This window comes from Shouchella rhizosphaerae, assembly GCF_900142675.1.
Classification (GTDB): Bacteria; Bacillota; Bacilli; order Bacillales; family Bacillaceae_D; genus Shouchella; species Shouchella rhizosphaerae.
The window spans coordinates 469,262-492,146 of sequence record NZ_FRBS01000004.1; the positions used below are offsets into that span (position 1 = coordinate 469,262).

Sequence of the window (22,885 nt, forward strand, 5' to 3'; positions counted from 1 at the left end):
ACACACTCCTTATGAAATAATTTGATAAACGTCCTCGGCTGATTTGGCTTCACGTAGCTGACCGACTTTTTCTTCATCAAGCAAAAGACGCGATAGCCTCTCAATTAAGTGCAAATGGGATTCTGCTCCCGTGGCTGAAAATGAAAAGACAAGGTCAACTGGGTCATTCTCTTCATTGCCAAACGGCACAGCCTCTTTTAAGACTGCCAACGAAACGGCGTCCGTATGCACCGCCTCACTAGGCCTGGCATGGGCCATCGCCATCCCGGGGCCAATGACAATGTAAGGCCCGTTTTCTTTGACGGAATCAACCATTTGCTTAACATACTCTGAAGTTACCGCTCCTGACTTGACTAGCAAGGAACCTGATGCTTCAATGGCTCTCTCCCAGTCTTTTGCTTGAACGCCAACAGCAACATGTTCTTTTTTTATTAGTTCTTCTGTCATGTTGCACTCTTCCTCCCAATCCATTTCGTTATAAGCTGCTCTCTTTTCTCTTGTGTTTCCAAATAGCGGAAAAGCTGCAAGAAATCCTGGTTATGTGCTTCTTTAATTGCTAGCACGATCACGACTTCCACACGTTCAGGGTTAAAAGAGCCAAAATCAATTTCATGTTCAAATATGGTCATGCTAATGCCTTCTTTAATGACATTTTCAGGTCCGGCATGGACAAACGCTACCTTTGGCAAGAACACCATGTACGTGCCATTCCGTTCCACAGACATAATCATTTCTTGTACATATCCTTGGCGGATGTAGCCAGCCTTGAGCAGTGGTGCTGCTGCCAGAGCAATGCTTTCCTTCCAGTCGCTCGTGTTGGCCGTATGAACGGTTTCGTCAAAAAGCGTTGGCTCCACAGCTGAGGCATGGGCATATACTTGGTTGAAACAAGCGAGCTGTTTACGATTAATCATCTTTTGCGCTTCATGCTGAATCGTCCGTTTGTCTTCATCATTTAACAACGGGCTTACACGGAAAATTTTCGTTTCATTCCATTGTTTGATCGGCAGCTCTTGCGTGGTTAAGACAAAGTCGACATCGCTTTCTTCAAGGGCTTTTTCTAAATCCTCGGTGTTCACCACGTTAATTAAATGGAAACCTGGCTCAGCCTGTTGCAATTTTGTCGTCAAAATGGAAGAAGTAGCAAGTCCAGTTGAACAAACGACAATCACAGTCGGCAAAAACCGTTTGCTTTTGCTACGGTCAAAACCAGCACTCACATGCATCGTAATAAAAGCGACTTCCGCAGCTACAAGCGTATACCCCATATCCGCTGTAATTTGGTGGACCATCTCGTAAATGGCACGATACCGAACTTTAATTTCCTCTGTATACGGGTTGTCAATAACAAGCCCTTGTTCGATTCTCAAAAAAGCCGCTTTCATGTGATAAAGCAAATCATTCATCAGTTTTTTATCTTTTAGCAAGTCGACTTGGAGAATGGTAGAAATTTGTTCAAGCAAATACGTGCAAAAATCTTTTTCCTTCTGATAACTCTCCCCTAAGACAGCGTCATTTTTATAGGAAACGACTTTCGCTTGTCCGAGCAACGTGTTCAGAAATGCGTGCTCGTGCTCAGCAGTACGGTTATCGCATAGCGCGGAAACAACTTCACTTAATTCACCAAGTCGGTGTCCTGCTTCGCGCTCTTCCTGAGGAATATACACATAATGGCCGTGCAAAATCCGCTCATACCACCAACAAAGGAAAATCGTCAATACACGCAAAGAGCCCTCGCTATAAAACACTTGCCGGTCCTCTTGGCAAGAACGAAGCCACCTATCAATTTGGCCGCGACCGCCATCCTTTTCACAGTCAAACCAACGCTCCACTCGCTCTAAGTCAACCTGTTTGTCCGTCAGCCAATGAAAAATGGCCCGGCGGATGCTCCGCTCCGTTCCATTCACCAAAAACCCTTTACGTGCTTGCCTTGCCAGCTGTAAACCAAAACGGTCAAGTGTCTCCTCAATATCAGGTAAATATTTTTGAATGCTTGACCGGCTTAAATGAAATTCATCCGCCAGCTGCTGGATCGTTACGGTCTCATGCATAATCGCAAACAAGCTCATCATCGCAATGTGGACATTTTTATCAAAAAAGACTTGATGGCCTTCGGCAATACGAAACAGTTCAGCACGCTTTTCCTCACCAACATGCAAAAATACGCCTTTGCCAGGCTCTCGCTTTAACGGGGCACCTGCCTGTTTTAACATGTCATCAATCGCATCTAAGTCATAACGTATTGTGCGACCGCTAACATTTTGCCATTTCGCCAAAAACTCAATAGTGACATAGTGGTTGCTACGGAGCAATTTCGTTAAAACGCTTTTTTGTCTGGACGATAACATCTTCATCACCCTTGCTGTAATCATATCTTGTGGCTGCCTGTAATTAAAGAGTGAAGTTTATCACAGTTGTGGCAAGAAAGTGATGGTTGTTGTCAAATAACTTTACATCTACTAAGCCAAAAACAAAGGATGTTGAAGCTCTCGTTTTCACAAGTAGTTGGCAAAAAATAGTGTGCCCATTCATACTAAAAAAAACCAAACTAGTGGAAAAAAACTAGCCGGCTCGGAATTAGAATAAAAAGACAAAGGAACCTGTTGATGTTTAGCCAGATTCCTTTGTCTCTATCTGTTTTGTTTTTTAGTCAATGTAACGCTAACTGCATGCGGGGACTGCATAAAAAAGAGGCTGCTAGGAGCAACCTCTTTGTAGGATGGAAGAATGCCTTACATCATGCCAGGCATTCCGCCGCCCATTCCTCCCATGCCGCCCATGTCAGCGCCGCCAGCATTTTCTTCTGGCTTATCAGCGATAACAGCTTCAGTGGTGAGGAACATTGCGGAAACACTTGCTGCGTTTTGTAGAGCAGAACGCGTCACTTTTACTGGGTCAAGAATGCCCGTTTCAACCATGTTCACATATTCGCCTGTAGCCGCATTGTAGCCAACGCCAACCTCTTCAGCTTTTAGCTTCTCTACGATGATAGAGCCTTCAAGACCAGCGTTGTGGGCAATTTGGCGAACTGGCTCTTCAAGAGCGCGGAGCACAATGTTCACGCCTGTTGCTTCGTCCCCTGTAGCGTCAACTGCTTTAACTGCTTTAATCACGTTGACAAGTGCTGTACCGCCACCAGCAACGATGCCTTCTTCTACAGCAGCACGTGTAGAGTTTAGGGCGTCTTCAATGCGAAGCTTGCGTTCTTTCATTTCTGTTTCAGTAGCTGCGCCTACTTTAAGAACAGCGACGCCGCCAGCAAGTTTAGCAAGACGCTCTTGTAGTTTTTCTTTATCAAATTCAGAAGTCGTTTCTTCTACTTGCGCTTTCAATTGGTTGACGCGGCCAGAAATTTGTTCTGGGTCGCCAGCACCTTCAACAATCGTTGTGTTTTCTTTTGTTACAACGACTTTTGCTGCGCGTCCAAGCGATTCGATTGTGGCAGATTTCAAATCAAGCCCAAGGTCTTCAGTGATCACTTGGCCACCAGTAAGGATGGCAATGTCTTCAAGCATCGCTTTGCGACGGTCGCCAAATCCTGGAGCTTTTACAGCTACAGCATTAAATGTACCGCGAAGCTTGTTCAATACAAGTGTCGCAAGCGCTTCCCCTTCAACATCCTCAGCAATAATTAAAACTGGACGGCTTTGCTGTACCACTTGTTCAAGTACAGGAAGCACTTCTTGGATATTCGTGATTTTTTTGTCTGTAATAAGAACGTATGGGTTGTCGAGGACTGCTTCCATTTTGTCTGAGTCAGACACCATGTAAGGAGAAGCATAGCCACGGTCAAATTGCATACCTTCTACTACTTCAAGTTCTGTTGAGAAACCTTTTGATTCTTCAATTGTAATAACGCCATCGTTGCCGACACGTTCCATTGCTTCCGCGATGATTTGCCCTACTTCTTCATCAGCAGAAGAAATCGCCGCAACTTGAGCAATCGACTCTCTGCCTTCGATTGGTTTTGAAATTGCTTTAAGCTCTTTCACTGCAGCAGCCGTTGCTTTTTCAATTCCTTTGCGGATGCCCATTGGGTTTGCACCGGAAGTAACGTTTTTCAAGCCTTCACGGATCATTGCTTGTGCAAGGACTGTCGCAGTCGTTGTTCCGTCACCAGCAATATCATTCGTTTTGCTTGCTACTTCAGCAACCAGCTTAGCGCCCATATTTTCAAAAGCATCTTCAAGTTCGATTTCTTTTGCAATCGTCACACCGTCATTGGTGATGAGTGGTGAACCGAATTTCTTTTCTAGAACAACGTTGCGCCCCTTAGGCCCAAGCGTTACTTTTACTGCATTTGCAAGAGTATCTACGCCTTTAAGCATGGAACGGCGCGCTTCTTCACTAAATTGAATATCTTTAGCCATTTGTATTCGCCTCCTAGTGTGTTCTTTCCCTTACTTAGCCAATAATCGCTAGTACATCGCTTTCGCGAAGAATGAGGTATTCTGTGCCTTCATACTTCACTTCTGTACCTGCATATTTAGAGAAGATGATTGAATCGCCTTCTTTTACTTCAAGTGCCACTTTTTCGCCGTTGTCTGTTACGCGACCAGTGCCGACAGCAACAACCTTGCCTTCTTGCGGCTTTTCTTTTGCAGAATCAGGCAAAACAATCCCACTTGCAGTTTTTTCCTCAGATTGAATTTGCTCAATGATGATGCGATCTCCTAATGGTTTTAACAAGGAAAACACCCTCCTTTGAAGACGTATGTAGTCTTATTAGCACTCGGATTCGATGAGTGCTAACACATTTATTATAATAATCATTCCCCACTTGTTTTGCAAGGGGGTTGCTTGACTTTTTTTGTCGATTTACAAGAGATTTTTATTCTAAGTGCTGTTCACTGAATTTATGGATAAACTATGGTATGATGAAGCAACGAAAATCTGATTAGGTTAAAGGAGTTACGCTGTGACAAAACGTTATTTACTCGTCGTGTTTGCTTATATCGTTATGCAGACTGGTCTGGCTATTTTGGTAAGCTGGCTGCTGATTCGTTACTTTGCCATTTCCGGCGCCTTGAACATCGGCTTGTCATCCATTATTACATTTACGATTGGTTTAATCGCCATTCTCCTTATTTTACGCAAAGACGAAGACAGAGGCGGGGGCCTTCCTGGAAAGAAAGCGACCGTTCCAGAAACAATCGCGTGGTCGCTTATCGGTATCTTCCTTGTATTTGCGACACAAACTGTTGCCGGCTTGATTGAACAACAGCTTCTTGGGATTGACCAAGGATCTGAAAATACTGCGCAACTGGTTGAAGTCGCCCAAGATTTTTTGCCTTTTATTCTTGTGGTAGCGATTCTTGGGCCGATTATTGAGGAACTCGTTTTCCGAAAAGCGATTTTTGGCTGGATTTATGTCCGCACCAATTTTTTTGTTGCGGCTCTCATAAGCTCGATAATCTTTGCTGTCATCCACTTTGATTTTGAACATATTTTGGTTTATGCTGCTATGGGTTTTTCGTTTGCCTTCTTATACGTAAAAACGAAACGGATTATTGTACCTATTATCTCCCATATGGCGATCAACAGTTTTGTCGTCATTGTCCAAGTCGTGTTTGCTGAGCAACTGGCGGAGATTATGGAGCAATACGAGCAGCAGTCATCCTTTATCCAGTTATTCTTTTAGGGGTGCCCTATGACAAAGTCGCCAATTTTTATAGGTCTATCGTATGTGTTGCTTGGTGTTGGCTTCATTGCGCTGACGTTTATTAACGTCAACCAAAATGGTTGGGGATTTATGTCTTTTTTTACCGCCTTTATCGCAGCCGTCGATTTGTACGTGGGCTGGCTCAACCTTCAACGAGGGTTTAAAAAGAAACCAAATCAATCAGACTGAAAGTAAAGATGGGAAAAAACGAGGGTTGGAAACATTTGAGTAAACGTGTTGAGGCTGCACGCAGGTTACACTCCTGCTTGCAGCCCTTCGTTTTTTTCTTCCAATTTTTTTATGGCAGAGACCACAGCATCCGCTGATACTGGAAACGGCATTACATGAATGGATTCTTCTGCGACTGTCGCTTTTTCAGCAACTGAACGCAAATCAGCTTGGAGGGAAATGCCTAACTGAGTTAATGAATATGGAAGGCCAACTTTTTCATAAAATAGCCGCAATGCTTCGATTTCGTGCCATTTCTCTTCTAACGCCAATTGGACGAGAATGCCGTATGCCACTTTGTCGCCGTGGAGAATATCATGTGTTTCCGCTAAAACCGTCAAGCCGTTATGGATCGAATGGGCTCCTGCAATCCGTCCATATTGGTCCCCAAATCCTCCAACCATGCCACCTAGCATAATAATCGTTTCTGCAACTTTACAAAAAGCAGTGCTCACTTCGCCTATGTCAAAAGCGCGCAAAGCTTCATCGCTTTTTTCCAACAAAATGTCACGACATAGTTTAGCCGTATAATAAGCCACCTCTAATGCTGGGGACTTTTCATCCATCGAACCAAGCTGGACATCCGCTTCGTACCATTTTGCAAGCGTATCGCCTATGCCAGCGACAAACAGCTCTTTTGGCGCAGTCAAAAGCAAGCGCGGTTCAAGTAATAGCAACGACGCATTTTCTGGGTAAACGTCGTAGTGTGTATAGGTCCCCTCATCTGTATAAACGGCCGCAAGCGGCGTCCAAGGGGCACAATTTGAGGCTAGCGTCGGCACGAGCACATAAGGCCGTTTCGTTTGGTAAGCCCCTCCTTTGACTAGGTCAAGGAGTTTGCCGCCCCCCACGCCGACAATCGCATCGTACTCGCCGCTTTGCACAACAGCTGCCAGTTGGTCCATTTGATTTTGTGAACAAATTCCATTGTATTGCCAGTAAGTTGCCTCAACAGCTGTAAATTCCGGCCAAAATCGTTCTGCCGCTTTCCAAGAGGCATCGCCGTGGACCACTAAAACATGGTGAAATCCTCTCGCTTTTAGTTTAGTTTCTAAGGAAGACAGTATCCCTTCTTCCAATACATATTCATGTGGTGCTCCGCGAACAACAAGCGACTCCATCCTTATTCCTCCATCCAACTTGGCTTGCCAAAGCCTGCAAATTCTTTATCGATTACTTCTTCAAATTCAGCGGACTCAACAACCTCTTTAATATCGTTAGCCAACTCTCCGTCTGCATCTTCTGAGCGAACAGCCACGACATTTCGATATTGGTCAGGCATGTTTTCCAACTTGATTGCGCTGTTTAAATCAAGTCCAGCCGATAAAGCAAAGTTGCCAGGAACAGCCGTCAATGGCTTTTCACCCACTTCACGTGGCAATTGAGCAGCTTCTAGCTCTACGAATTGAAGGTTCTTTTCATTTTCAGTGATGTCTTTTACAGAGACAGTCAGCGGGTCTATGCCATCTTCAAATGAAATCAGCCCTTCCTCCTCAAGCATTAAGAACGCTCGGGCTCCATTCGTTGGGTCATTAGGGATAGCGATCTCGGCACCATCTTCAATTTCATCAAGCGAACCATATACCTCCGAATAAATCCCCATTGGCGCTGTCGGGACAGAAATCAAACTAGATAACTCTAAGTCATTATTCTCGGCAAAATCATCTAGATAAACTTGGTGCTGGAATAAATTTGCGTCATCTTTGCCTTCAGCCAATTCACGGTTCGGAATGATGTAGTCTTGATATTCATTTACCGTTACAGTGTAGCCTTTCTCCTCTAAACCAGGAATAATGGCTTTTGTAATCATATCGCTGTATGGGCCAGCGGTAGCTCCAAACCGAATTTCTTTTGAGTCTCCAGCATTTCCACTTTCACTTCCACTTCCACATGCGCCGAGAGCGAAGATGACGCCTAAACTTATTGCACTTTGTACCCATAATGTCTTTTTCATCGTTTCTCTCCTTCTTTTCCTATCTATTTAACAAAAGGCAAGCTTGCCTTAACGTTTATTTTCTTTTATCTGTCGCTTTTGCAGTCAAATCTCCTATAAACTGAAATACTTGGACGAGAATGATCAATATCACCACAGTCGCAATCATAATTGTATGGTCATAGCGATAATGCCCGTAGCGAATCGCCAAATCGCCAACTCCGCCACCGCCAATGACACCCGCCATTGCCGAGTAAGCAATTAAGCTGATAATCGTAAGAGTAAGCCCTTGTACCATCGAAGCACGCGCTTCTAAAAAGAGCACGTCTTTTATAATCATCCATGGCGTCGCGCCCGAAGCGATTGCTGCTTCAATTAACCCTTTATCTACTTCCCGCATTGAACTTTCCACAATCCGGGCAAAAAACGGAATCGCAGCAACAGACAACGACACGCTTGCTGCGATCGGACCTGTCGTTGTACCGACGAGCGCTTTCGTAAAGGGATAAAGGGCCACAAGCAAAATGATAAACGGAATGGAACGAACAATGTTGACAATAAAGCCCAACCCTGATTGGACAAGTTGATTTTCCCAGAATAAGCCTCGGTCAGTCGCAAACAAAATGACGCCAAGTGGAAAACCAACGATTATCGCCACAGCTGTTGAGATGCTGATCATTAACAACGTCTCTACAAAGGCGTTCCACATATCTGGCAACATCTCAACTAAATGCACGAAGTCCATCGCGGATCACCTCCACTTCAGCGGAACGTTGCTTAATATAAGCAATTGCTTCCTGAATCGCTGTTGGCTCGCCCTTCAGTTCCATAATAAAAATGCCAAGCGGGCGGCCGCCGATATATTCGATCGCTCCATGGAGAAAGTTTCCTTTTACAGAAAACTGTTGCAATGTATCCGAGATAATGCCTTGTTGGGCAACGCTACCTTTAAAGATTACTTTAGCAATCGTGCCAGAAAATTGGCTCAATGTATGTTCAGGAATATGAAAAGAGACGACATCTCCAATAAACTCTTGTGTTAACGGTGCTTTTGGCGCAGCAAACACATCATACACATCTCCCTGCTCAATCATTTTGCCATCTTGCATAATCGCCATTTTATGGCATATTTCTTTAACGACTGCCATTTCATGGGTAATGAGCACGATTGTCAACCCTAGTTCTTCGTTCAACTTTTTTAATAACGCCAAAATCGATTTAGTTGTTGTTGGGTCAAGCGCAGATGTGGCTTCATCACACAACAGCACGCTTGGTTTGTTGGCTAGCGCTCGGGCAATGCCAACACGTTGCTTTTGGCCGCCAGAAAGCTGCGCTGGATACGCATTGCGTTTATTCGAAAGGCCAACAAGCTCTAGCAGTTCTTCCACCCTGGCTGGAATTAGATCCGCTCTCACGCCAGCAGCTTTTAAAGCAAAGGCAATATTGCCGAATACCGTTTTTTGGTTAATTAAATAAAAATGTTGAAAAATCATGCCGATCTTTAGACGTGCTTGCCGAAGCTCGCGTGTACCTAGTTTGGTCAAATCCAAGCCGTCAACACGAATCGTCCCACTCGTCGGCCGCTCTAATAAATTAATACAGCGAAGCAGTGAACTTTTGCCCGCTCCGGAGTAGCCAACGATACCAAAAATCTCCCCTTTGCCTACTTTAAAAGAAACATTGTCTACGCCGATAACACGTTTTTTCTTTGTTTTGTATACTTTTGTTAACTCGCTTGCCTCAATCATCGGTTCTCCACTCCTACATAAAAAAGCTTCTCTCATCATCATGAAAGAAGCTGCGAAAATCCGTTTCCGTTTTTCCGGCTTATCTTTCAGAATGATCCCATTCTGCAGGAATTGGCACCTTCCCCGTAACGGGAGGTTGCTGGACGTCATTGGGCCTAATCCCTCAGTCGCTCTTGATAAGTCCTTTTTTAATTGATGTAACCCGTATATTACGCTTTTTAAACAAAATTGTCAAAACATTTATCGGCAGCAACGCCAAAAACACGTTTTTCAATGTGAAAAACATGTTTTGGTTTTGTATGTTTGTTTCATTTAGCACTTTCTTGGCCATTATGGTCGGTAGTTCCATGGTATTTTCGGTATGTAATCGCCGAAATGGTAATGCTGATCTCATATAAAATAAGCATCGGCACCGTAACAAACAGATGCGACGTTAATTCAGGGGGTGTAATAATGCCAGCGATCACAAGCAAGGCAAAATACGCGTATTTACGGATTTTCCGCAGGAATGCTGGCGTGACCACTCCTAGCCTCGTTAAAAACATCACAACTACCGGGAGCTGAAACAAAAGCCCAAAAGGGATGGTCAGTTGGAACAAAAATGAAAAGTATTCATTGATTCCATACATCTCATTTATTTCGAGGCGGTCGGCCATTTGCCCCATAAAAGAAATGACAAAAGGCAATAAAATAAAATAGGAAAAAGCAATTCCTGCCAAAAACAATAGGAACGCAATTGGAATGTACGCGAGCGTCGCTTTTTGTTCGTTTTCTTTTAATCCCGGTGAAACAAAGGCCCATAATTGGTACAAGATCACTGGAATGATAAGCACAAGCGCTGTTATGACAGCAAAGTTCATATAGACACGAAGCGGGTCGGTCAATCGAAAAGCATTAAACGGCATATCAGCGGCTTGGGGGGAGTTCTGCAAAAACGTAATAACGGGAACCGCCAAGAAAAAACCGCCAATAAGCGCGACAATAAAAAAGGCGAGGACCACAAAAATCCTGCGCCTTAGCTCTTCCGCGTGATCCATAATGGACATGTCTTGCATAGGGACACGCCCTTTTCTGCCTTTACGCTTTTTCTTTTTGGACGTTTGTTGATTTGGTGTCATCATCGTCATCCGCTAATCCTTTGGTAGCATTTTTAAACTCACGCAATGTGCTTCCCGCTGCTTTTCCGAGTTCCGGCAGCTTTTTCGGCCCGAAAATTAGCAATGCGACTAGTGCAATTAATACGACACTCCCTACAGAAAGTCCTCCCATTGTTGTTGCCTCCTTCTTATAGTGGGTAATGCTTTAAAAAGTAAACAAGCGCCTGCAGTTCCACTGCAAGGTCAATATGATGAACGCGAATATGGGCTGGTACGGATAAGCGCACTGGGGTAAAGTTTAAAATCCCTTCAATTCCCGCTTTAACGAGGCGGTCGGCACTTTTTTGTGCCTGGGAAGCAGGCACAGTCAGAACCGCAATCGAAACATTTTGCAACCCAATTTCTTCAAGCTTGTCCCAGTTATACACAGGAACTTCGCCGACTTTTGTACCAATTTTTTTTTCATCGACATCAAAAGCATGGGTGATCACGGTATTGTTGTTTTTTGAAAAATTATACTGCAATAATGCAGTTCCAAGGTTTCCTACACCGACTAAAATCACGTTTGTCCGCTCATCTTGGTCTAACGTCTCCCTAAAAAAAGAAAGGAGATATTGGACATTATACCCATACCCTTTTTTTCCTAACGCGCCAAAGTAAGAAAAATCTCTTCGGATTGTTGCAGAATCTACTTTTACTGCCTGGCTTAATTCAGTTGAAGAAACCCGCTGTTTTCCGGCAGCATGCAAGCTTTCGATAAAGCGGTAATAAAGCGGCAAGCGTTTTGCTGTTGCCTGAGGAATCTTCAGTTGTTCTGATTTCATGTCCGCCCCTTTCTGAGCTTTGGCTGCTGGCGCAGCATGATTCAACTCTATTGTACACGATTTTCGCTAAAATGAAAGAGCTCTCATTATGAACCTTTATTGTTGTTTGTATCTAAATTGATGTACACTTATTAAAGAACTTATTATGAACGCGAGGTTTGCTTTTTATGATTGTACTACAATGCGTAAACGTATCAAAGGCTTTTGGCACAGAACCTGTGCTCGAACAGGTGAAATTAGAAGTACAGGCGAGAGATCGAGTAGGCTTAGTCGGGCGAAACGGGGCAGGCAAATCGACGCTTTTAAAAATAATTACTGGCGAAATGAGCCAAGATACAGGCGAAATCGTCATTCCAAAGCAAACAACAATTGGCTACCTAGCCCAGCATACGGGGCTTGCTTCAAACCGTTCCATTTGGGATGAAATGCTTGAAGTGTTTGCGCCGCTGTTGGAAATGGAACGCTCACTGCGTACGTTGGAACAGCAGATGGCCAATCCAGAGGCGATAGAGCAAAACAATTACCAAAAACTGCTTTCTGAATACGACCAGTTGCAGCTCGCTTTTAAAGATTCCGGTGGCTACCAATACGAAGCGGATATTCGCAGTGTGCTGGCTGGACTCCATTTTCATCATTTTGATTACAGCACAGCCATTTCTACGCTTAGCGGCGGCCAGAAAACAAGGCTCGCTTTAGCCAAACTGCTCCTTTCGAAACCAGACATTCTTGTCCTTGATGAACCAACGAACCATCTGGATATGGAAACATTGTCTTGGCTCGAACAGTATTTGGCTAACTACTCTGGGGCAATTTTAGTCGTATCCCATGACCGTTATTTTCTGGACAAACTTGTGACGAAGACAGTGGAATTATCACGGGGCAAAACGACAACTTTTCACGGGAACTATAGCCATTACCTCGACGAAAAAGCAAAACGGTATCAACAAGCAGTCAAACAATACGAGAAACAGCAAGAGGAAGTCGCCAAATTAGAAACATTTATTGCCAAAAACATTGCCCGTGCTTCGACTACGAAACGAGCCCAAAGCCGAAGAAAGCAACTCGAAAAAATGGACATGGTCGATCGCCCTGATGGCGATAAATCAGTTGTTTTTTCGTTTAACATCAACAAGCAAACAGGAAACGACGTGCTCACCATCCGTGACTTAGCTGTCGGATACGGACAAGACACAGTGTTTGAAGGCTTGCATCTTTCATTAACACGAGGTGAATCAGTCGGGTTAATTGGTGAAAATGGAGCAGGCAAATCGACATTATTAAAAGCCATTACCCAACAACTCTCTCCACAAAAAGGGTCGATCATTTACGGCAGCAATGTCGTTATTGGCTACTACGATCAAGAACAAGCAAAACTGTCGAGCAACAAAACCGTTTTACATGAATTATGGGACGAGTATCCCACTACTCCCGAAAAAGACATCCGCGCGGTGCTTGGCCGGTTTTTATTTACTGGCGATGATGTCCTCAAACCCGTTTCCTCACTAAGCGGCGGCGAGAAAGCCCGTGTCGCACTCGCCAAATTAATGATGCAGCAAGCCAATTTTCTCATTTTAGACGAGCCGACAAACCATTTGGACTTGGATGCTAAAGAAGTATTGGAAGCCGCACTGCTGGACTATCCAGGGACAATTTTATTTGTTTCCCATGACCGTTACTTTATTAATCGCCTAGCGACGCGAATCATCGAATTGGATCAAGGTGACACAAATGTTTATTTAGGCAATTATAATGATTACCTTGAAAAGAAACGGCAAAACGCCGAGCGTGCTGCTTTGAAGAAAGAAGAAACCTTAACAAAGCAGGCAGCGGAGACAGATAGAAATTCGTTTCAGCTTGATAAAGAGGCGAAACGACAAGAGCGGCAAAAACAACGGCGGATTGAAGCAATCGAAACAGAACTGGAACAAATTGAAGCGTCCATTTCCGCTCTTCACGAACAGCTTGCTGACCCAGACGTTTATACCGATCATCAAAAAGCGCAAACGATCCAAGCCGAACTCGAGCAACAAAACAACGCTCTCGAAGCGTTAATGGAAGAATGGGAAACACTATCGACATAAAACAAACAGCCTAGAGTTCATAGGCTGTTTGTTTTTAAAATGAGGAAAGCGGCAACCCTGGCCGTGCATTCATAGCCATATTCCCAGAAATGCCACGTAACCACATGCTGTGGGCACAAGCGCCAATCATCGCAGCATTGTCCGTACATAGTGATAGCGGTGGAACCAACAACGTTACGTCTTTGTTGGCAAACGCTTCTGTCAATGCTTTGCGCAGCCCCTTATTAGCAGCGACGCCACCGGCAAGCACGACTTGTTTCACGTTAAATTGCGCTTGCGCTCTTACCGTTTTAGCAACCAGAACGTCAACCACACTTTCTTGAAACCCTTTTGCGAGCGCCGCCCGATCGGTTACAATTCCCCGCTGCTTGTCATTGTTCAGCCGGTTGAGCACAGCCGACTTCAAGCCGCTAAAGCTAAAATCATAGCTGTCTTTTTCAAGCCACGACCGGGGCAAGTCCAGAGCCGCTTCAGCTGTATCGGCTAATTGCTCCACATTCGGGCCCCCTGGGTAAGGCAAAGCAAGAGCTCTTGCCACTTTGTCGTACGCTTCTCCCACTGCATCATCCCGTGTTTGCCCAATGACTTGGAAATGCCCGTCTTTCTCCATATAAATCAGTTCCGTGTGTCCCCCGGAAACGACTAAGGCGAGCAACGGGAACTGTAGCTTCGCAACGAGTTGGTTTGCATAAATATGCCCAGCAATATGGTGGACGCCAATTAGCGGCAACCCATGGGCAAACGCAATCGCTTTGGCAGCATGGATCCCTACTAAAAGAGCACCGACAAGACCTGGTCCCTCGGTCACCGCCACAGCTGTTAAGTCCTGATAAGTCACATTTGCTTTTTCTAACGCTTCCTCTACAACGGCAGTGACTACCTCTACGTGGTGCCTAGAGGCTATTTCGGGCACTACCCCGCCAAAGCGGGCATGGCTTTCCATTTGTGTCGCGACCACATTCGAGCGAATCGTATCGCCATTTTCAATGACGGCCGCTGCCGTCTCATCGCAACTTGTTTCAATTGCTAGTATCGTTGTCATTTAGCTTCACCCACATGACCCACGCATCTTCTTGGTTGTCTGCGTAGTAGTTTTTTCGAATTCCAGCTTTTCGGAAACCGAGTTTTTGATACAAAGACTGTGCTGGCGTATTCGAAACGCGCACTTCTAAGGATAGGCTCACGACGCCTAGTGCCTTTAACCACTCCATCACGTAACGCATTAAGCTTTCTCCATAAGAATGGCCGCGGTATTCCGAAGCGACTGCCACATTGGTAATTTGCGCTTCATCCACCACTTTCCACAGTCCACAGTAACCAACGACTTTCCCGTCTACGACGACGACATAGTAACAAGCAAATTGGTTTTTCATCAGCTCTGTTTCAAAAGCTTCCCGTTCCCACGGCGTCGTAAAGGCATCACGCTCAATCAGCAGCACCTCGTCGATGTCGTCGAGCACCATTTGTCTAATATAAGCCTTCGTGTCTGTCCTTTTGGGCACGCTGCCAGTTCACCTCCGCCTCCGCTTGACGCAAGTATGTTGGCTCAAACGCATGGACATGTTGAACAGGCTCCCGCTTGCTCGCAAGCGCACAAAGCTCGCCAGGCCGTGCATCAGCAAGCATCCTAGGGGCAAATACAGCCTGTTCCCCAAGGGCTGCCACGATCGCTTCACGGTGAAGACGGGCATCCTCGCCGACAAACAAAAACGGGCCATCGAGCGTTTGCAAATCGGAAAGCCAGTCTGTTAAAGAGCTATGTCGATCAGGCAGTTCCATCATTATGTCTCGAGCCCCACCGCTGCGATAAGCACCTGTAAACACCGTTTTTCGTCTCGCATCAATGATTGGGACAACATAGCCATGAAAATAAGCACCTGCTTGTGCCATAAGCTCAATCGTTGAAACCGCCACAAGCGGAAGGCCAAGCGTCCAAGCCAATGTCTTCGCAGCTGTTGTCGCCATCCGCACTCCTGTATACGAACCGGGACCTTTCGCCACAGCAATGGCATCAAGATCTGTTGGCTTTATCCCTACCTCTTGTAAAAGAGCTTCTACAGCAGGCATAAGCCGCAAAGCATGGTTCTTTTTCAACTGTGTCATGTATTCCCCTATAACGGTATCACCATCACTTACAGCAACACCGAGCTTATAGGAGGATGTATCCATTGCTAAAATTTTTGCCATTGCACAAGCTCCTCCAAACGTGTCCGATTCTCCTCGCCAACGGGTTTTAGGATAAGCTCCCTTTTCGTTTCGCCAAGCAAATGAATCGAACAGGCAAACCGGTTGTTCGGAAGCGCTTCTTCCAAAAGGCTCGCCCACTCTACAACCGTTACGCCATCCCCATAAAAATATTCTTCCAACCCTAAGTCTTGAACTTGCCCTTCTGCTCGGTATACATCCATATGATAAAAGGGCATGTTGCCCTCATATTCTTTAATAATCGTAAATGTTGGGCTATTGACGACACCATTTACGCCAAGGGCAACGGCAATGCCTTTCGCAAAATGGGTTTTTCCTGCCCCAAGGTCGCCATCGAGCGTCACGACATCTCCAGGCTTTAACATGCTTCCAAGTGCCGCTGCTAGCTCAATCGTTTCCTCAACAGAATTTGTTTGTGCTCTCCAGACAGTCATGTCATCACCTACGTTTAAAATGATTGTATCCACTCATTTGCAGCGCTTGTTCACCTGTTTCAGAAGCCAATAAAACCGCTGGCTCTCCGGCGCGCACAAACCCTATTTTATATAAATGCCGCCCTTGCTGCTGTGCTGCTTCACAGCAAGACGAAAAGGCGCTATCAGTCATTGTCCCTACCAACTGGAAATCCTCTCCGCCATTCAAACTCCATTTTACCCTTTTTTCCGGCAAAACAGAATCCATTTGCGGAGAAAGCTCCAACACTTTCTGTTGATCCAAAACGAGTTGGACACCGCTCGCTTCTGCAATTTCCATACTCTCGCTCGCAAGCCCGTCACTAATGTCATTGAGTGCCACTCGATAAGGTTGTTCAGCCAGCATCTTCCCCATTTCCACTTGTGGGACTGGTTCTTGATGCATGTGCACATACCGTCGTTCCTGTTCAGTAAATGCCCCAAACCGGCCGCGCTGATCAAGCAACTCCAATCCAGCCGCAGATCCTCCAACAGGCCCCGTTACAAACACGACATCTCCCGGCTGCGCTTGGTTTCTGAAAAGAGCGCAACCTTTCTTGACACGTCCTATTGCCGTCACAGAAAGAACAAGCGAATCTTTTATAGAGACTGTATCACCGCCAATTAAATCCATCCCGTAACGATCGCCAACTGCCCTCATTCCTTCGTAAAGGGATGTTAGTTCTTCAGCACTCCAATTTGGCGGGATCGCAATCGAAACCAAATAAAATTGGGGAACGGCTCCCATTGCCGCCAAGTCACTGACATTGATCGCAAGTGCTTTACGACCAATTTGGAATGGACTTAACGTGTCTTTACGAAAGTGGACACCTTCTACCATGGCATCTACACAAACCACTTCATCCCAAGCATCCTGACCTGTATAAACAGCCGCATCATCCCCAATTCCATGCGTTAGCCTCTCCTGGTATGTTTCCCGCGGCACGATGCTGCGAATAAAGGAAAATTCATCGTCCATGTCAGTACCCCTTTCTTTAAAAGGCTCTAAAACAGAAAAAAGCCGAGACATCAGCCTCAGCTTTTGGTATTGCGGGGGACGGATTTGAACCGCCGACCTTCGGGTTATGAGCCCGACGAGCTACCAGACTGCTCCACCCCGCGTCGCTCTAAAAATGTTGATTTTTTGGTGCTATTGTTTGAAAGAGGACTGTCTCTTCCTCTACTAGCTTATTCGGGGAGGTTTTTGCGTCGAGACAACTCACTTCGTTCGTTGCTCCACCCCGCGTCGCTCTAAAAATGTTGATTTTCTGGTGCTACTGTTTGAAAGAGGACTGTCTCTTCCTCTGCTTGCTTATCCGGGGAGGTTTTTGCGTCGAGACAACTCGCTTTCGCTCGTTGCTCCACCCCGCGTCGCTCTAAAAATGTTGATTTTTTGGTGCTATTGTTTGAAAGAGGACTGTCTCTTCCTCTGCTAGCTTATCCGGGGAGGTTTTTGCGTCGAGACAACTCACTTCGTTCGTTGCTCCACCCCGCGTCGCTTAAAATATTGTAGTATTTCACTACTAGTATTTCCGTCGACAACAATTAATATACCATATTTATTTTACAATAACAATGATTTTTTTATAAAAAAAGAAGCTAAATTAGTTGCGTTTCTTTGAAAATAGGAGTATAGTAAATTTCAAGTCTTTTTCATGACAGTTTTGTGACAAAAAGGAGATGATTTTATGAAACGAGCATTCCGTATGATCCTGCTCACACCTGTCGCGCTTATACTTGGAATTGTTCTCTTGCCAGCACTAGTTGCAGTGGATTTACCAATGTTTACCCAGTTTATTGATTCGATTGTCTCAGGCAATCACAGATCATAACTTTTTTGCTTGGCTACCATATTTAAAAACGGCGGATAAATCCGCCGTTTTTTAGTTTTTTACTGTTATTTATAGCAAGCTTTTCCTTACCGCTTCCTGAAACTCGGCAATAATATTTCGGCCATCTTCAATTCCTACTGAAATTCGGATAAGATGGGTACCAATATTTAATGCTTTTCGCATTTCTTCAGGAACAGACCGGTGAGACGTATTTAATGGATACGAAATGGACGTCTCTACACCAGCTAATGTTGGTGCAACTTTAACGAAAGTAAAAGCAGAAAAAAAGCGTTCGACATTAGCCTTTTGGTCGAGCTCAATGCTAACAATCGCCCCGTTTCCTTTTTCAGAGACAAATGGTGGATAGTAAACATGCTTCACACCATCCGTCTCTTGCATCGTTTTAGCAAGTTCGGCCGCATTTTGGCATTGCCTTTCCATGCGCAGAGCAAGCGTTTTAAGACCACGGCAGGCAAGCCACGCTTCAAAAGGGCTCAAGTTGCTTCCTAACGCAATCACGCGGGCCATCGCTTGATCAACAAGCTCCTGTCTGCCTACAATTACACCGGCAGTTACATCACTATGACCGCCAATGTATTTGGTAGCACTATGGATGACCAAATCGGCACCTAACGTATAAGGCTGCAACAAATATGGCGTCGCAAACGTGTTATCAACGATTACTAAAAGGTCATGCCTTTTAGCTGCGTCAATCAAATCCTCCAAGTTCTCTACTCGAACAAGTGGGTTGGAAATCGTTTCGGCAAATACACCCTTTGTATTGCTTTTAATAGAAGCTTCCCAATTCTCGTTCGGATGGACAAAACTTACTTCAATTCCAAATAAAGAAAGCTCTTTCTCAAGCAAAGCATAAGTGCCTCCGTAGACATCCATCGTCGCAATTAGGTGGTCACCTGTTTTGCAAAAAGCTAAAATGGCACAAAGAATAGCCGACATTCCTGAAGAAGTAGCAACTCCATCTTCTGCACATTCAAGCAAAGCTACCCCTTTGCCAAGATCATCGGTATTCGGATTTCCATACCGAGTATACAAATAATCCTTCTCGCCTTTGAAATATTGCTCCATATCAGCTAAATCCTTAAAAACAAAGGCTGAAGTTTGGTAAATAGGCCGTGCTTTGCTTTGATTTTCCCCTTTTTCTTTTTGCAAAAAATGTACAGATTTTGTGTTAAAAAATGGTTCCACGTTTCTCTCCCTCTCTCCTATGCTCTTACATTCCATCCAAACAAAAAACCAAACAGCGAGCCAACAATCGATATAACCAGGTAAATCATAGCTTGTTTACGCTTTTTGAGGCGCCATAGCTCTAATGCTTCCATGCAAAAAGTTGAAAACGTCGTAAATCCGCCCAGCATACTAATAAACAGCAACTCAATCCCTTCTGGCAAAGGCTTGGCCAAAATCCATCCTAACATCGCACATCCACTTATATTGATGACAAATACTGCCGTCATTAATTGAGCGTTCTTTCCAAATTTCAACCAACACTCACTTACAGCAAACCGTAAACACGCTCCAACTGCGCCGCCTATTATTACATACATCATCTTGTCCTCCCTCTTGCTCCTAAAACGAATCCAAGGGCGACAAAGCCCATTCCCCCTGTAACAGTGGCCAACAAATACACGCTTCCTCCAAGCAGATGACCGTTTTGCAACATGGCGATCGTATCAGCCGCAAACGTGGACATCGTTGTAAATCCACCAATCAATCCGACTGTAATGCCTTTTTTTACAGCAAGAGGAATAGACTTTTTTAACTGCAAAATTGGAGTGAGAAAACCTAAAAGAAAACACCCACCTAGATTTGCAGTGAAAATTCCCCATGGCCAGTTGTGAAAAGGGAAGATAATCGTTAAGATAAAACGAAAAGCACCACCGAGGGCGCCTCCTAAAGCGACAGCGACGTAGGTATAGACGAGTTTCACGTAATTGCCCCATTCTGTAAGATTAAACCGATTTTACTATAAGTCCATTCCTTTAGACAACTTGTTTTGAATGGCGTCATTCATTTTCCCATATAGATAAACTGATACTAATGAAGAAGGTGATAACATGGATATTATTTTACTAAAATTAAGCGCCGCCCTGTTTTCAGGGTTCCTGATTGGCATTGACCGGCAAATCAAGCATAAGCCACTCGGTTTAAAAACAAGCATGGTCATCTGCATCGCAAGTTGTTTAATAACCATCGTCTCAGTAGAAGCCTACATGCACTACTCATCTGCTGGCGAGGGAACGCAAAATATGGACCCAATGCGACTCGCTGCTCAAATCGTCAGTGGCGTTGGTTTCCTTGGGGCAGGGGTCATTTTACGGAGAAGCAACGATGTTATTTCCGGACTAACAACAGCAGCCATGATTTGGGCCGCATCTGGAATCGGCATTGCCATTGGCGCCGGTTTTTACGTTGAATCGCTTATCACAGTCATACTCATTCTCATTGCAGTTAACTTAATTCCAGCTTTGTTAAAGCACATCGGTCCTACATCGCTAAGTCAAGTCGATGTTGCTCTTCGCGTTGTCATGTTTGAAGAAGCAGACTCCACACACTTGATTAAACAACTGCAACGAAAAGAAAGTACTTGGAAAGAACGGAAACAAAGAAACATCGTCATTCGCGACGTGAAGATAAAAGATGTTGACCAAGGCGGCCAACAACTAGACATGGCTCTTTCTATTCCAAGAACCATGTATATGACAGAGCTATACGATCGGGTCAAGAACATCGAACATGTGAAATCAGTGGCTGTTGAACAACGGTAATAGAATAATTACCAAGAACAGCTAGCAATTCTTCATGGAAGTCCCATTAACGAGTTAGATGAAACTATTGGCGTGGCCATTCTGGCGAATGCAAATAGCCATTTATTTGGAACGGCGTTAATGTGACCGACAGTTAGGCTGCCAAGACGAGAACAATTGGTTTTTTTTCATACCAAGATGGAATGAACACTTTGCTATCTACGATGAAAGGCAGCCGTGGCATCCACGATACGAAAATCGATGACAAGCCGTGCAACCATGCTTTAGAGGGGTATGCAGGGACGTACACTCACACTGGCTATGGAGAAATCTCCATAGCCTTACCGTCCAAGGCAACGCACCACATGGACTATCATGGCCACATCTCTTCACTACAATATTTTTATCTCTTTTTTTAAAAAAGCGAGTCGACGCTCGATAAAACAGAGCCTTTCTTAACTGCTGGGTAGAGTGAGGCTTGTGTTTACTCTACCTATTGACTCAAGATGCTGCTTTATACAAAATGGGTAGTTCTCAAAGATTCCAAGTTAGGAAGTGCGAAAATGAGGGTGTTAGCTAGAAAAAACACAAAATTTTTTAGTTTATTGGCGGTATTTATTATAACTGTTGTCCCTAAAGTCGGTGTATACATTAACACTAATAATTACAATACTATTAGGTATGATCTCGGTTTTCCTGCTACATGGCTATTCAGTAACACAACAGTTTAATTTTGCAGATATTAATCTGATAGGGCTCGTACTCAATGTTGCCTTTTTTTACTTATTTTTTGTGTTCGTTGATATGGGTATTAAAAAAATTGTCAATAAGCTTAGAAGAACCGACTGAATGGATAGCGCGGAATAAAGGGCAGAGTTGCTGTATGGTTGATTCTGTATGTATTTTACTGCGCAGCAGCACTCTTTTGCTTCCTGCCCATAACAAAAAAAGACACCTATTCAGGTGTCTTGCTGTTGCCCGGCAACGTCCTGGGTCCGGGATCTTTTCCTACGGGAGAGTTGAGCATGAAGCTTTTTCAAGATGTTTTTCATGTTGTTTTACGAAAATGATCCCTACGTCTCGCAGGAGGGCACGAGGCTTTTCCAGTGAAGCCTATTCACGTAGTTTTTTATATGAGCTTATCTCCAAATACTCCTAATAAGCATTTAACTCTGCTTCTTCGAAGCAGCCCTCTTTTGCCTCCTGCAAAAACAAAAAAGACACCTATTCAGGTGTCTTGCTGTTGCCCGGCAACGTCCTACTCTCGCGGGAGGAAGCCTCCAACTACCATCGGCGCAAAAGAGCTTAACGGCCGTGTTCGGCATGGGAACGGGTGTGACCTCTTTGCCATTGTCACCGGACTCTACTTCAGATAAGCAGCGAATCGCTTCGTCTTGTTCGTGATTCTTCTTCAGTCACGTACGCTTGTACGCTCCTTCAGCCGAACACTCCCGATCCTCGACCTTCTTGCTTCTCTTTGTCAATCGTTTAAGCTTCGGATTTCTTCGTCCAGTACGTGTCTCTCAGTCGGTCACGTACGTTTGGGTACGCTCCCTTCTTCGAGCACTCCTGTCCTCGAACTCCTTGCTTCTCTTCGTAGTTCTTTTTTGACTTCAGATAAGCAGCGAATCGCTTCGTCTGCACTGAAGGGTATGGAAAGAATCGGTGATTCTTTCAAAACTAAATCCGAAATAGACTCAATTGTCAAGAATGTGTATAGGATAAGTCCTCGACCGATTAGTATCAGTCCGCTCCACGTGTCGCCACGCTTCCACTTCTGACCTATCAACCTCATCATCTCTAAGGGGTCTTACTGGCTTACGCCATGGGAAATCTCATCTTGAGGGGGGCTTCATGCTTAGATGCTTTCAGCACTTATCCCGTCCATACGTAGCTACCCAGCGATGCTCCTGGCGGAACAACTGGTACACCAGCGGTATGTCCATCCCGGTCCTCTCGTACTAAGGACAGCTCCTCTCAAATTTCCTACGCCCGCGACGGATAGGGACCGAACTGTCTCACGACGTTCTGAACCCAGCTCGCGTGCCGCTTTAATGG

Annotated in this window: 24 protein-coding genes, 1 tRNA gene, 2 rRNA genes and 1 riboswitch; of the genes, 5 read left to right on the forward strand and 22 right to left on the reverse strand. The window is 44.8% G+C overall.

Annotated elements, in window-relative coordinates:
* Nucleotides 1–9: 9 nt before the first annotated feature.
* The 4 genes from BUC05_RS14020 to groES all read right to left on the reverse strand — a co-directional run bounded on the left by BUC05_RS14020 (nucleotide 10) and on the right by groES (nucleotide 4,689).
* Complete coding sequence (locus BUC05_RS14020; RefSeq protein ID WP_011245739.1) at nucleotides 10–447, reverse strand: PTS sugar transporter subunit IIA; 438 nt, start codon at nucleotides 445–447, stop codon at nucleotides 10–12.
* Nucleotides 444–2,348, reverse strand: coding sequence for a BglG family transcription antiterminator (locus tag BUC05_RS14025; protein ID WP_035204658.1), 1,905 nt, complete (start codon nucleotides 2,346–2,348; stop codon nucleotides 444–446). The genes BUC05_RS14020 and BUC05_RS14025 overlap by 4 nt, the downstream gene beginning before the upstream one ends.
* Before the next feature lie 384 nt (nucleotides 2,349–2,732).
* Entirely contained in the window at nucleotides 2,733–4,370 is a 1,638-nt protein-coding gene (gene groL / locus BUC05_RS14030) for a chaperonin GroEL (protein ID WP_011245737.1), read from the reverse strand.
* A gap of 34 nt (nucleotides 4,371–4,404) precedes the next feature.
* Complete coding sequence (groES, locus tag BUC05_RS14035) at nucleotides 4,405–4,689, reverse strand: co-chaperone GroES (protein ID WP_011245736.1); 285 nt, start codon at nucleotides 4,687–4,689, stop codon at nucleotides 4,405–4,407.
* A 229-nt stretch (nucleotides 4,690–4,918) separates the two neighbouring features.
* On the opposite strand from groES, the gene BUC05_RS14040 reads away from it, so the two are divergent.
* Both BUC05_RS14040 and BUC05_RS14045 read left to right on the forward strand, forming a co-directional pair.
* Nucleotides 4,919–5,641 carry a CPBP family intramembrane glutamic endopeptidase gene (locus BUC05_RS14040; protein ID WP_011245735.1) on the forward strand — a complete coding sequence of 241 codons (723 nt, stop codon included), beginning with the start codon at nucleotides 4,919–4,921 and terminating at the stop codon, nucleotides 5,639–5,641.
* A 9-nt stretch (nucleotides 5,642–5,650) separates the two neighbouring features.
* Nucleotides 5,651–5,851: a hypothetical protein gene (locus BUC05_RS14045; protein ID WP_035204656.1), complete on the forward strand. Its 201-nt coding sequence runs from the start codon at nucleotides 5,651–5,653 to the stop codon at nucleotides 5,849–5,851.
* 65 nt (nucleotides 5,852–5,916) lie between these two features.
* Here BUC05_RS14045 and BUC05_RS14050 read toward each other — a convergent pair whose 3' ends face one another.
* The 7 genes from BUC05_RS14050 to BUC05_RS14080 all read right to left on the reverse strand — a co-directional run bounded on the left by BUC05_RS14050 (nucleotide 5,917) and on the right by BUC05_RS14080 (nucleotide 11,492).
* Nucleotides 5,917–7,011 (reverse strand): iron-containing alcohol dehydrogenase family protein, encoded by a 1,095-nt coding sequence (locus BUC05_RS14050; RefSeq protein WP_073305124.1) that lies wholly within the window; start codon nucleotides 7,009–7,011, stop codon nucleotides 5,917–5,919.
* A 2-nt stretch (nucleotides 7,012–7,013) separates the two neighbouring features.
* Nucleotides 7,014–7,844, reverse strand: a complete 831-nt coding sequence (locus BUC05_RS14055; protein ID WP_011245733.1) for a MetQ/NlpA family ABC transporter substrate-binding protein — start codon at nucleotides 7,842–7,844, stop codon at nucleotides 7,014–7,016.
* 55 nt (nucleotides 7,845–7,899) lie between these two features.
* Nucleotides 7,900–8,568 carry a methionine ABC transporter permease gene (locus BUC05_RS14060; protein ID WP_011245732.1) on the reverse strand — a complete coding sequence of 223 codons (669 nt, stop codon included), beginning with the start codon at nucleotides 8,566–8,568 and terminating at the stop codon, nucleotides 7,900–7,902.
* Entirely contained in the window at nucleotides 8,546–9,571 is a 1,026-nt protein-coding gene (locus BUC05_RS14065; protein WP_011245731.1) for a methionine ABC transporter ATP-binding protein, read from the reverse strand. Before BUC05_RS14065 ends, BUC05_RS14060 begins: the two co-directional genes overlap by 23 nt.
* A 76-nt stretch (nucleotides 9,572–9,647) precedes the next feature.
* A riboswitch (SAM riboswitch) is annotated at nucleotides 9,648–9,754 on the reverse strand.
* A 125-nt stretch (nucleotides 9,755–9,879) separates the two neighbouring features.
* Entirely contained in the window at nucleotides 9,880–10,626 is a 747-nt protein-coding gene (gene tatC / locus BUC05_RS14070; protein WP_035204653.1) for a twin-arginine translocase subunit TatC, read from the reverse strand.
* Between the two features lie 22 nt (nucleotides 10,627–10,648).
* Nucleotides 10,649–10,840 (reverse strand): twin-arginine translocase TatA/TatE family subunit, encoded by a 192-nt coding sequence (locus BUC05_RS14075; RefSeq protein ID WP_011245729.1) that lies wholly within the window; start codon nucleotides 10,838–10,840, stop codon nucleotides 10,649–10,651.
* Between the two features lie 16 nt (nucleotides 10,841–10,856).
* Nucleotides 10,857–11,492 (reverse strand): redox-sensing transcriptional repressor Rex, encoded by a 636-nt coding sequence (locus tag BUC05_RS14080; RefSeq protein WP_011245728.1) that lies wholly within the window; start codon nucleotides 11,490–11,492, stop codon nucleotides 10,857–10,859.
* 167 nt (nucleotides 11,493–11,659) lie between these two features.
* Between BUC05_RS14080 and BUC05_RS14085 the strand changes: the two genes are divergently transcribed.
* Nucleotides 11,660–13,573: an ABC-F family ATP-binding cassette domain-containing protein gene (locus BUC05_RS14085; RefSeq protein ID WP_011245727.1), complete on the forward strand. Its 1,914-nt coding sequence runs from the start codon at nucleotides 11,660–11,662 to the stop codon at nucleotides 13,571–13,573.
* Between the two features lie 34 nt (nucleotides 13,574–13,607).
* Here BUC05_RS14085 and tsaD read toward each other — a convergent pair whose 3' ends face one another.
* The 6 genes from tsaD to BUC05_RS14115 form a co-directional block, all read right to left on the reverse strand.
* Nucleotides 13,608–14,615 carry a tRNA (adenosine(37)-N6)-threonylcarbamoyltransferase complex transferase subunit TsaD gene (gene tsaD, locus BUC05_RS14090; RefSeq protein ID WP_073305126.1) on the reverse strand — a complete coding sequence of 336 codons (1,008 nt, stop codon included), beginning with the start codon at nucleotides 14,613–14,615 and terminating at the stop codon, nucleotides 13,608–13,610.
* Nucleotides 14,593–15,036: a ribosomal protein S18-alanine N-acetyltransferase gene (gene rimI, locus BUC05_RS14095; RefSeq protein WP_073305172.1), complete on the reverse strand. Its 444-nt coding sequence runs from the start codon at nucleotides 15,034–15,036 to the stop codon at nucleotides 14,593–14,595. Before rimI ends, tsaD begins: the two co-directional genes overlap by 23 nt.
* Nucleotides 15,037–15,040: 4 nt before the next feature.
* The gene (gene tsaB / locus BUC05_RS14100) at nucleotides 15,041–15,760 is read right to left on the reverse strand and encodes a tRNA (adenosine(37)-N6)-threonylcarbamoyltransferase complex dimerization subunit type 1 TsaB (RefSeq protein WP_073305128.1); all 720 of its coding nucleotides are present in this window, start codon (nucleotides 15,758–15,760) and stop codon (nucleotides 15,041–15,043) included.
* Entirely contained in the window at nucleotides 15,745–16,212 is a 468-nt protein-coding gene (tsaE, locus tag BUC05_RS14105) for a tRNA (adenosine(37)-N6)-threonylcarbamoyltransferase complex ATPase subunit type 1 TsaE (protein ID WP_073305130.1), read from the reverse strand. The genes tsaB and tsaE overlap by 16 nt, the downstream gene beginning before the upstream one ends.
* 4 nt (nucleotides 16,213–16,216) lie before the next feature.
* Nucleotides 16,217–17,209 (reverse strand): thiamine-phosphate kinase, encoded by a 993-nt coding sequence (thiL, locus tag BUC05_RS14110; RefSeq protein WP_011245722.1) that lies wholly within the window; start codon nucleotides 17,207–17,209, stop codon nucleotides 16,217–16,219.
* Nucleotides 17,210–17,278: 69 nt separating this feature from the next.
* Nucleotides 17,279–17,352: transfer RNA gene (locus tag BUC05_RS14115), tRNA-Met, on the reverse strand.
* Between the two features lie 566 nt (nucleotides 17,353–17,918).
* Here BUC05_RS14115 and BUC05_RS21520 point away from each other — a divergent pair.
* Complete coding sequence (locus BUC05_RS21520; RefSeq protein ID WP_156323108.1) at nucleotides 17,919–18,062, forward strand: hypothetical protein; 144 nt, start codon at nucleotides 17,919–17,921, stop codon at nucleotides 18,060–18,062.
* A gap of 69 nt (nucleotides 18,063–18,131) precedes the next feature.
* Here the strand turns inward: BUC05_RS21520 and BUC05_RS14120 are convergent, their stop codons facing one another.
* The 3 genes from BUC05_RS14120 to BUC05_RS14130 are packed head-to-tail and all read right to left on the reverse strand — an operon-like array spanning nucleotide 18,132 to nucleotide 20,010.
* On the reverse strand, nucleotides 18,132–19,268 hold the full coding sequence (locus tag BUC05_RS14120; RefSeq protein ID WP_084140066.1) for a trans-sulfuration enzyme family protein: 1,137 nt from the start codon (nucleotides 19,266–19,268) through the stop codon (nucleotides 18,132–18,134).
* Nucleotides 19,269–19,285: 17 nt separating this feature from the next.
* The gene (locus BUC05_RS14125; RefSeq protein WP_050748941.1) at nucleotides 19,286–19,627 is read right to left on the reverse strand and encodes a fluoride efflux transporter FluC; all 342 of its coding nucleotides are present in this window, start codon (nucleotides 19,625–19,627) and stop codon (nucleotides 19,286–19,288) included.
* Nucleotides 19,627–20,010 (reverse strand): fluoride efflux transporter FluC, encoded by a 384-nt coding sequence (locus tag BUC05_RS14130; RefSeq protein WP_011245719.1) that lies wholly within the window; start codon nucleotides 20,008–20,010, stop codon nucleotides 19,627–19,629. Before BUC05_RS14130 ends, BUC05_RS14125 begins: the two co-directional genes overlap by 1 nt.
* Before the next feature lie 127 nt (nucleotides 20,011–20,137).
* Between BUC05_RS14130 and BUC05_RS14135 the strand changes: the two genes are divergently transcribed.
* The gene (locus BUC05_RS14135; RefSeq protein ID WP_011245718.1) at nucleotides 20,138–20,848 is read left to right on the forward strand and encodes an MgtC/SapB family protein; all 711 of its coding nucleotides are present in this window, start codon (nucleotides 20,138–20,140) and stop codon (nucleotides 20,846–20,848) included.
* A 1,224-nt stretch (nucleotides 20,849–22,072) separates the two neighbouring features.
* Here BUC05_RS14135 and rrf read toward each other — a convergent pair.
* Nucleotides 22,073–22,188 (reverse strand): 5S ribosomal RNA (gene rrf, locus BUC05_RS14140).
* 356 nt (nucleotides 22,189–22,544) lie between these two features.
* A 23S ribosomal RNA gene (locus BUC05_RS14145) occupies nucleotides 22,545–22,885 on the reverse strand; the annotation flags it as partial.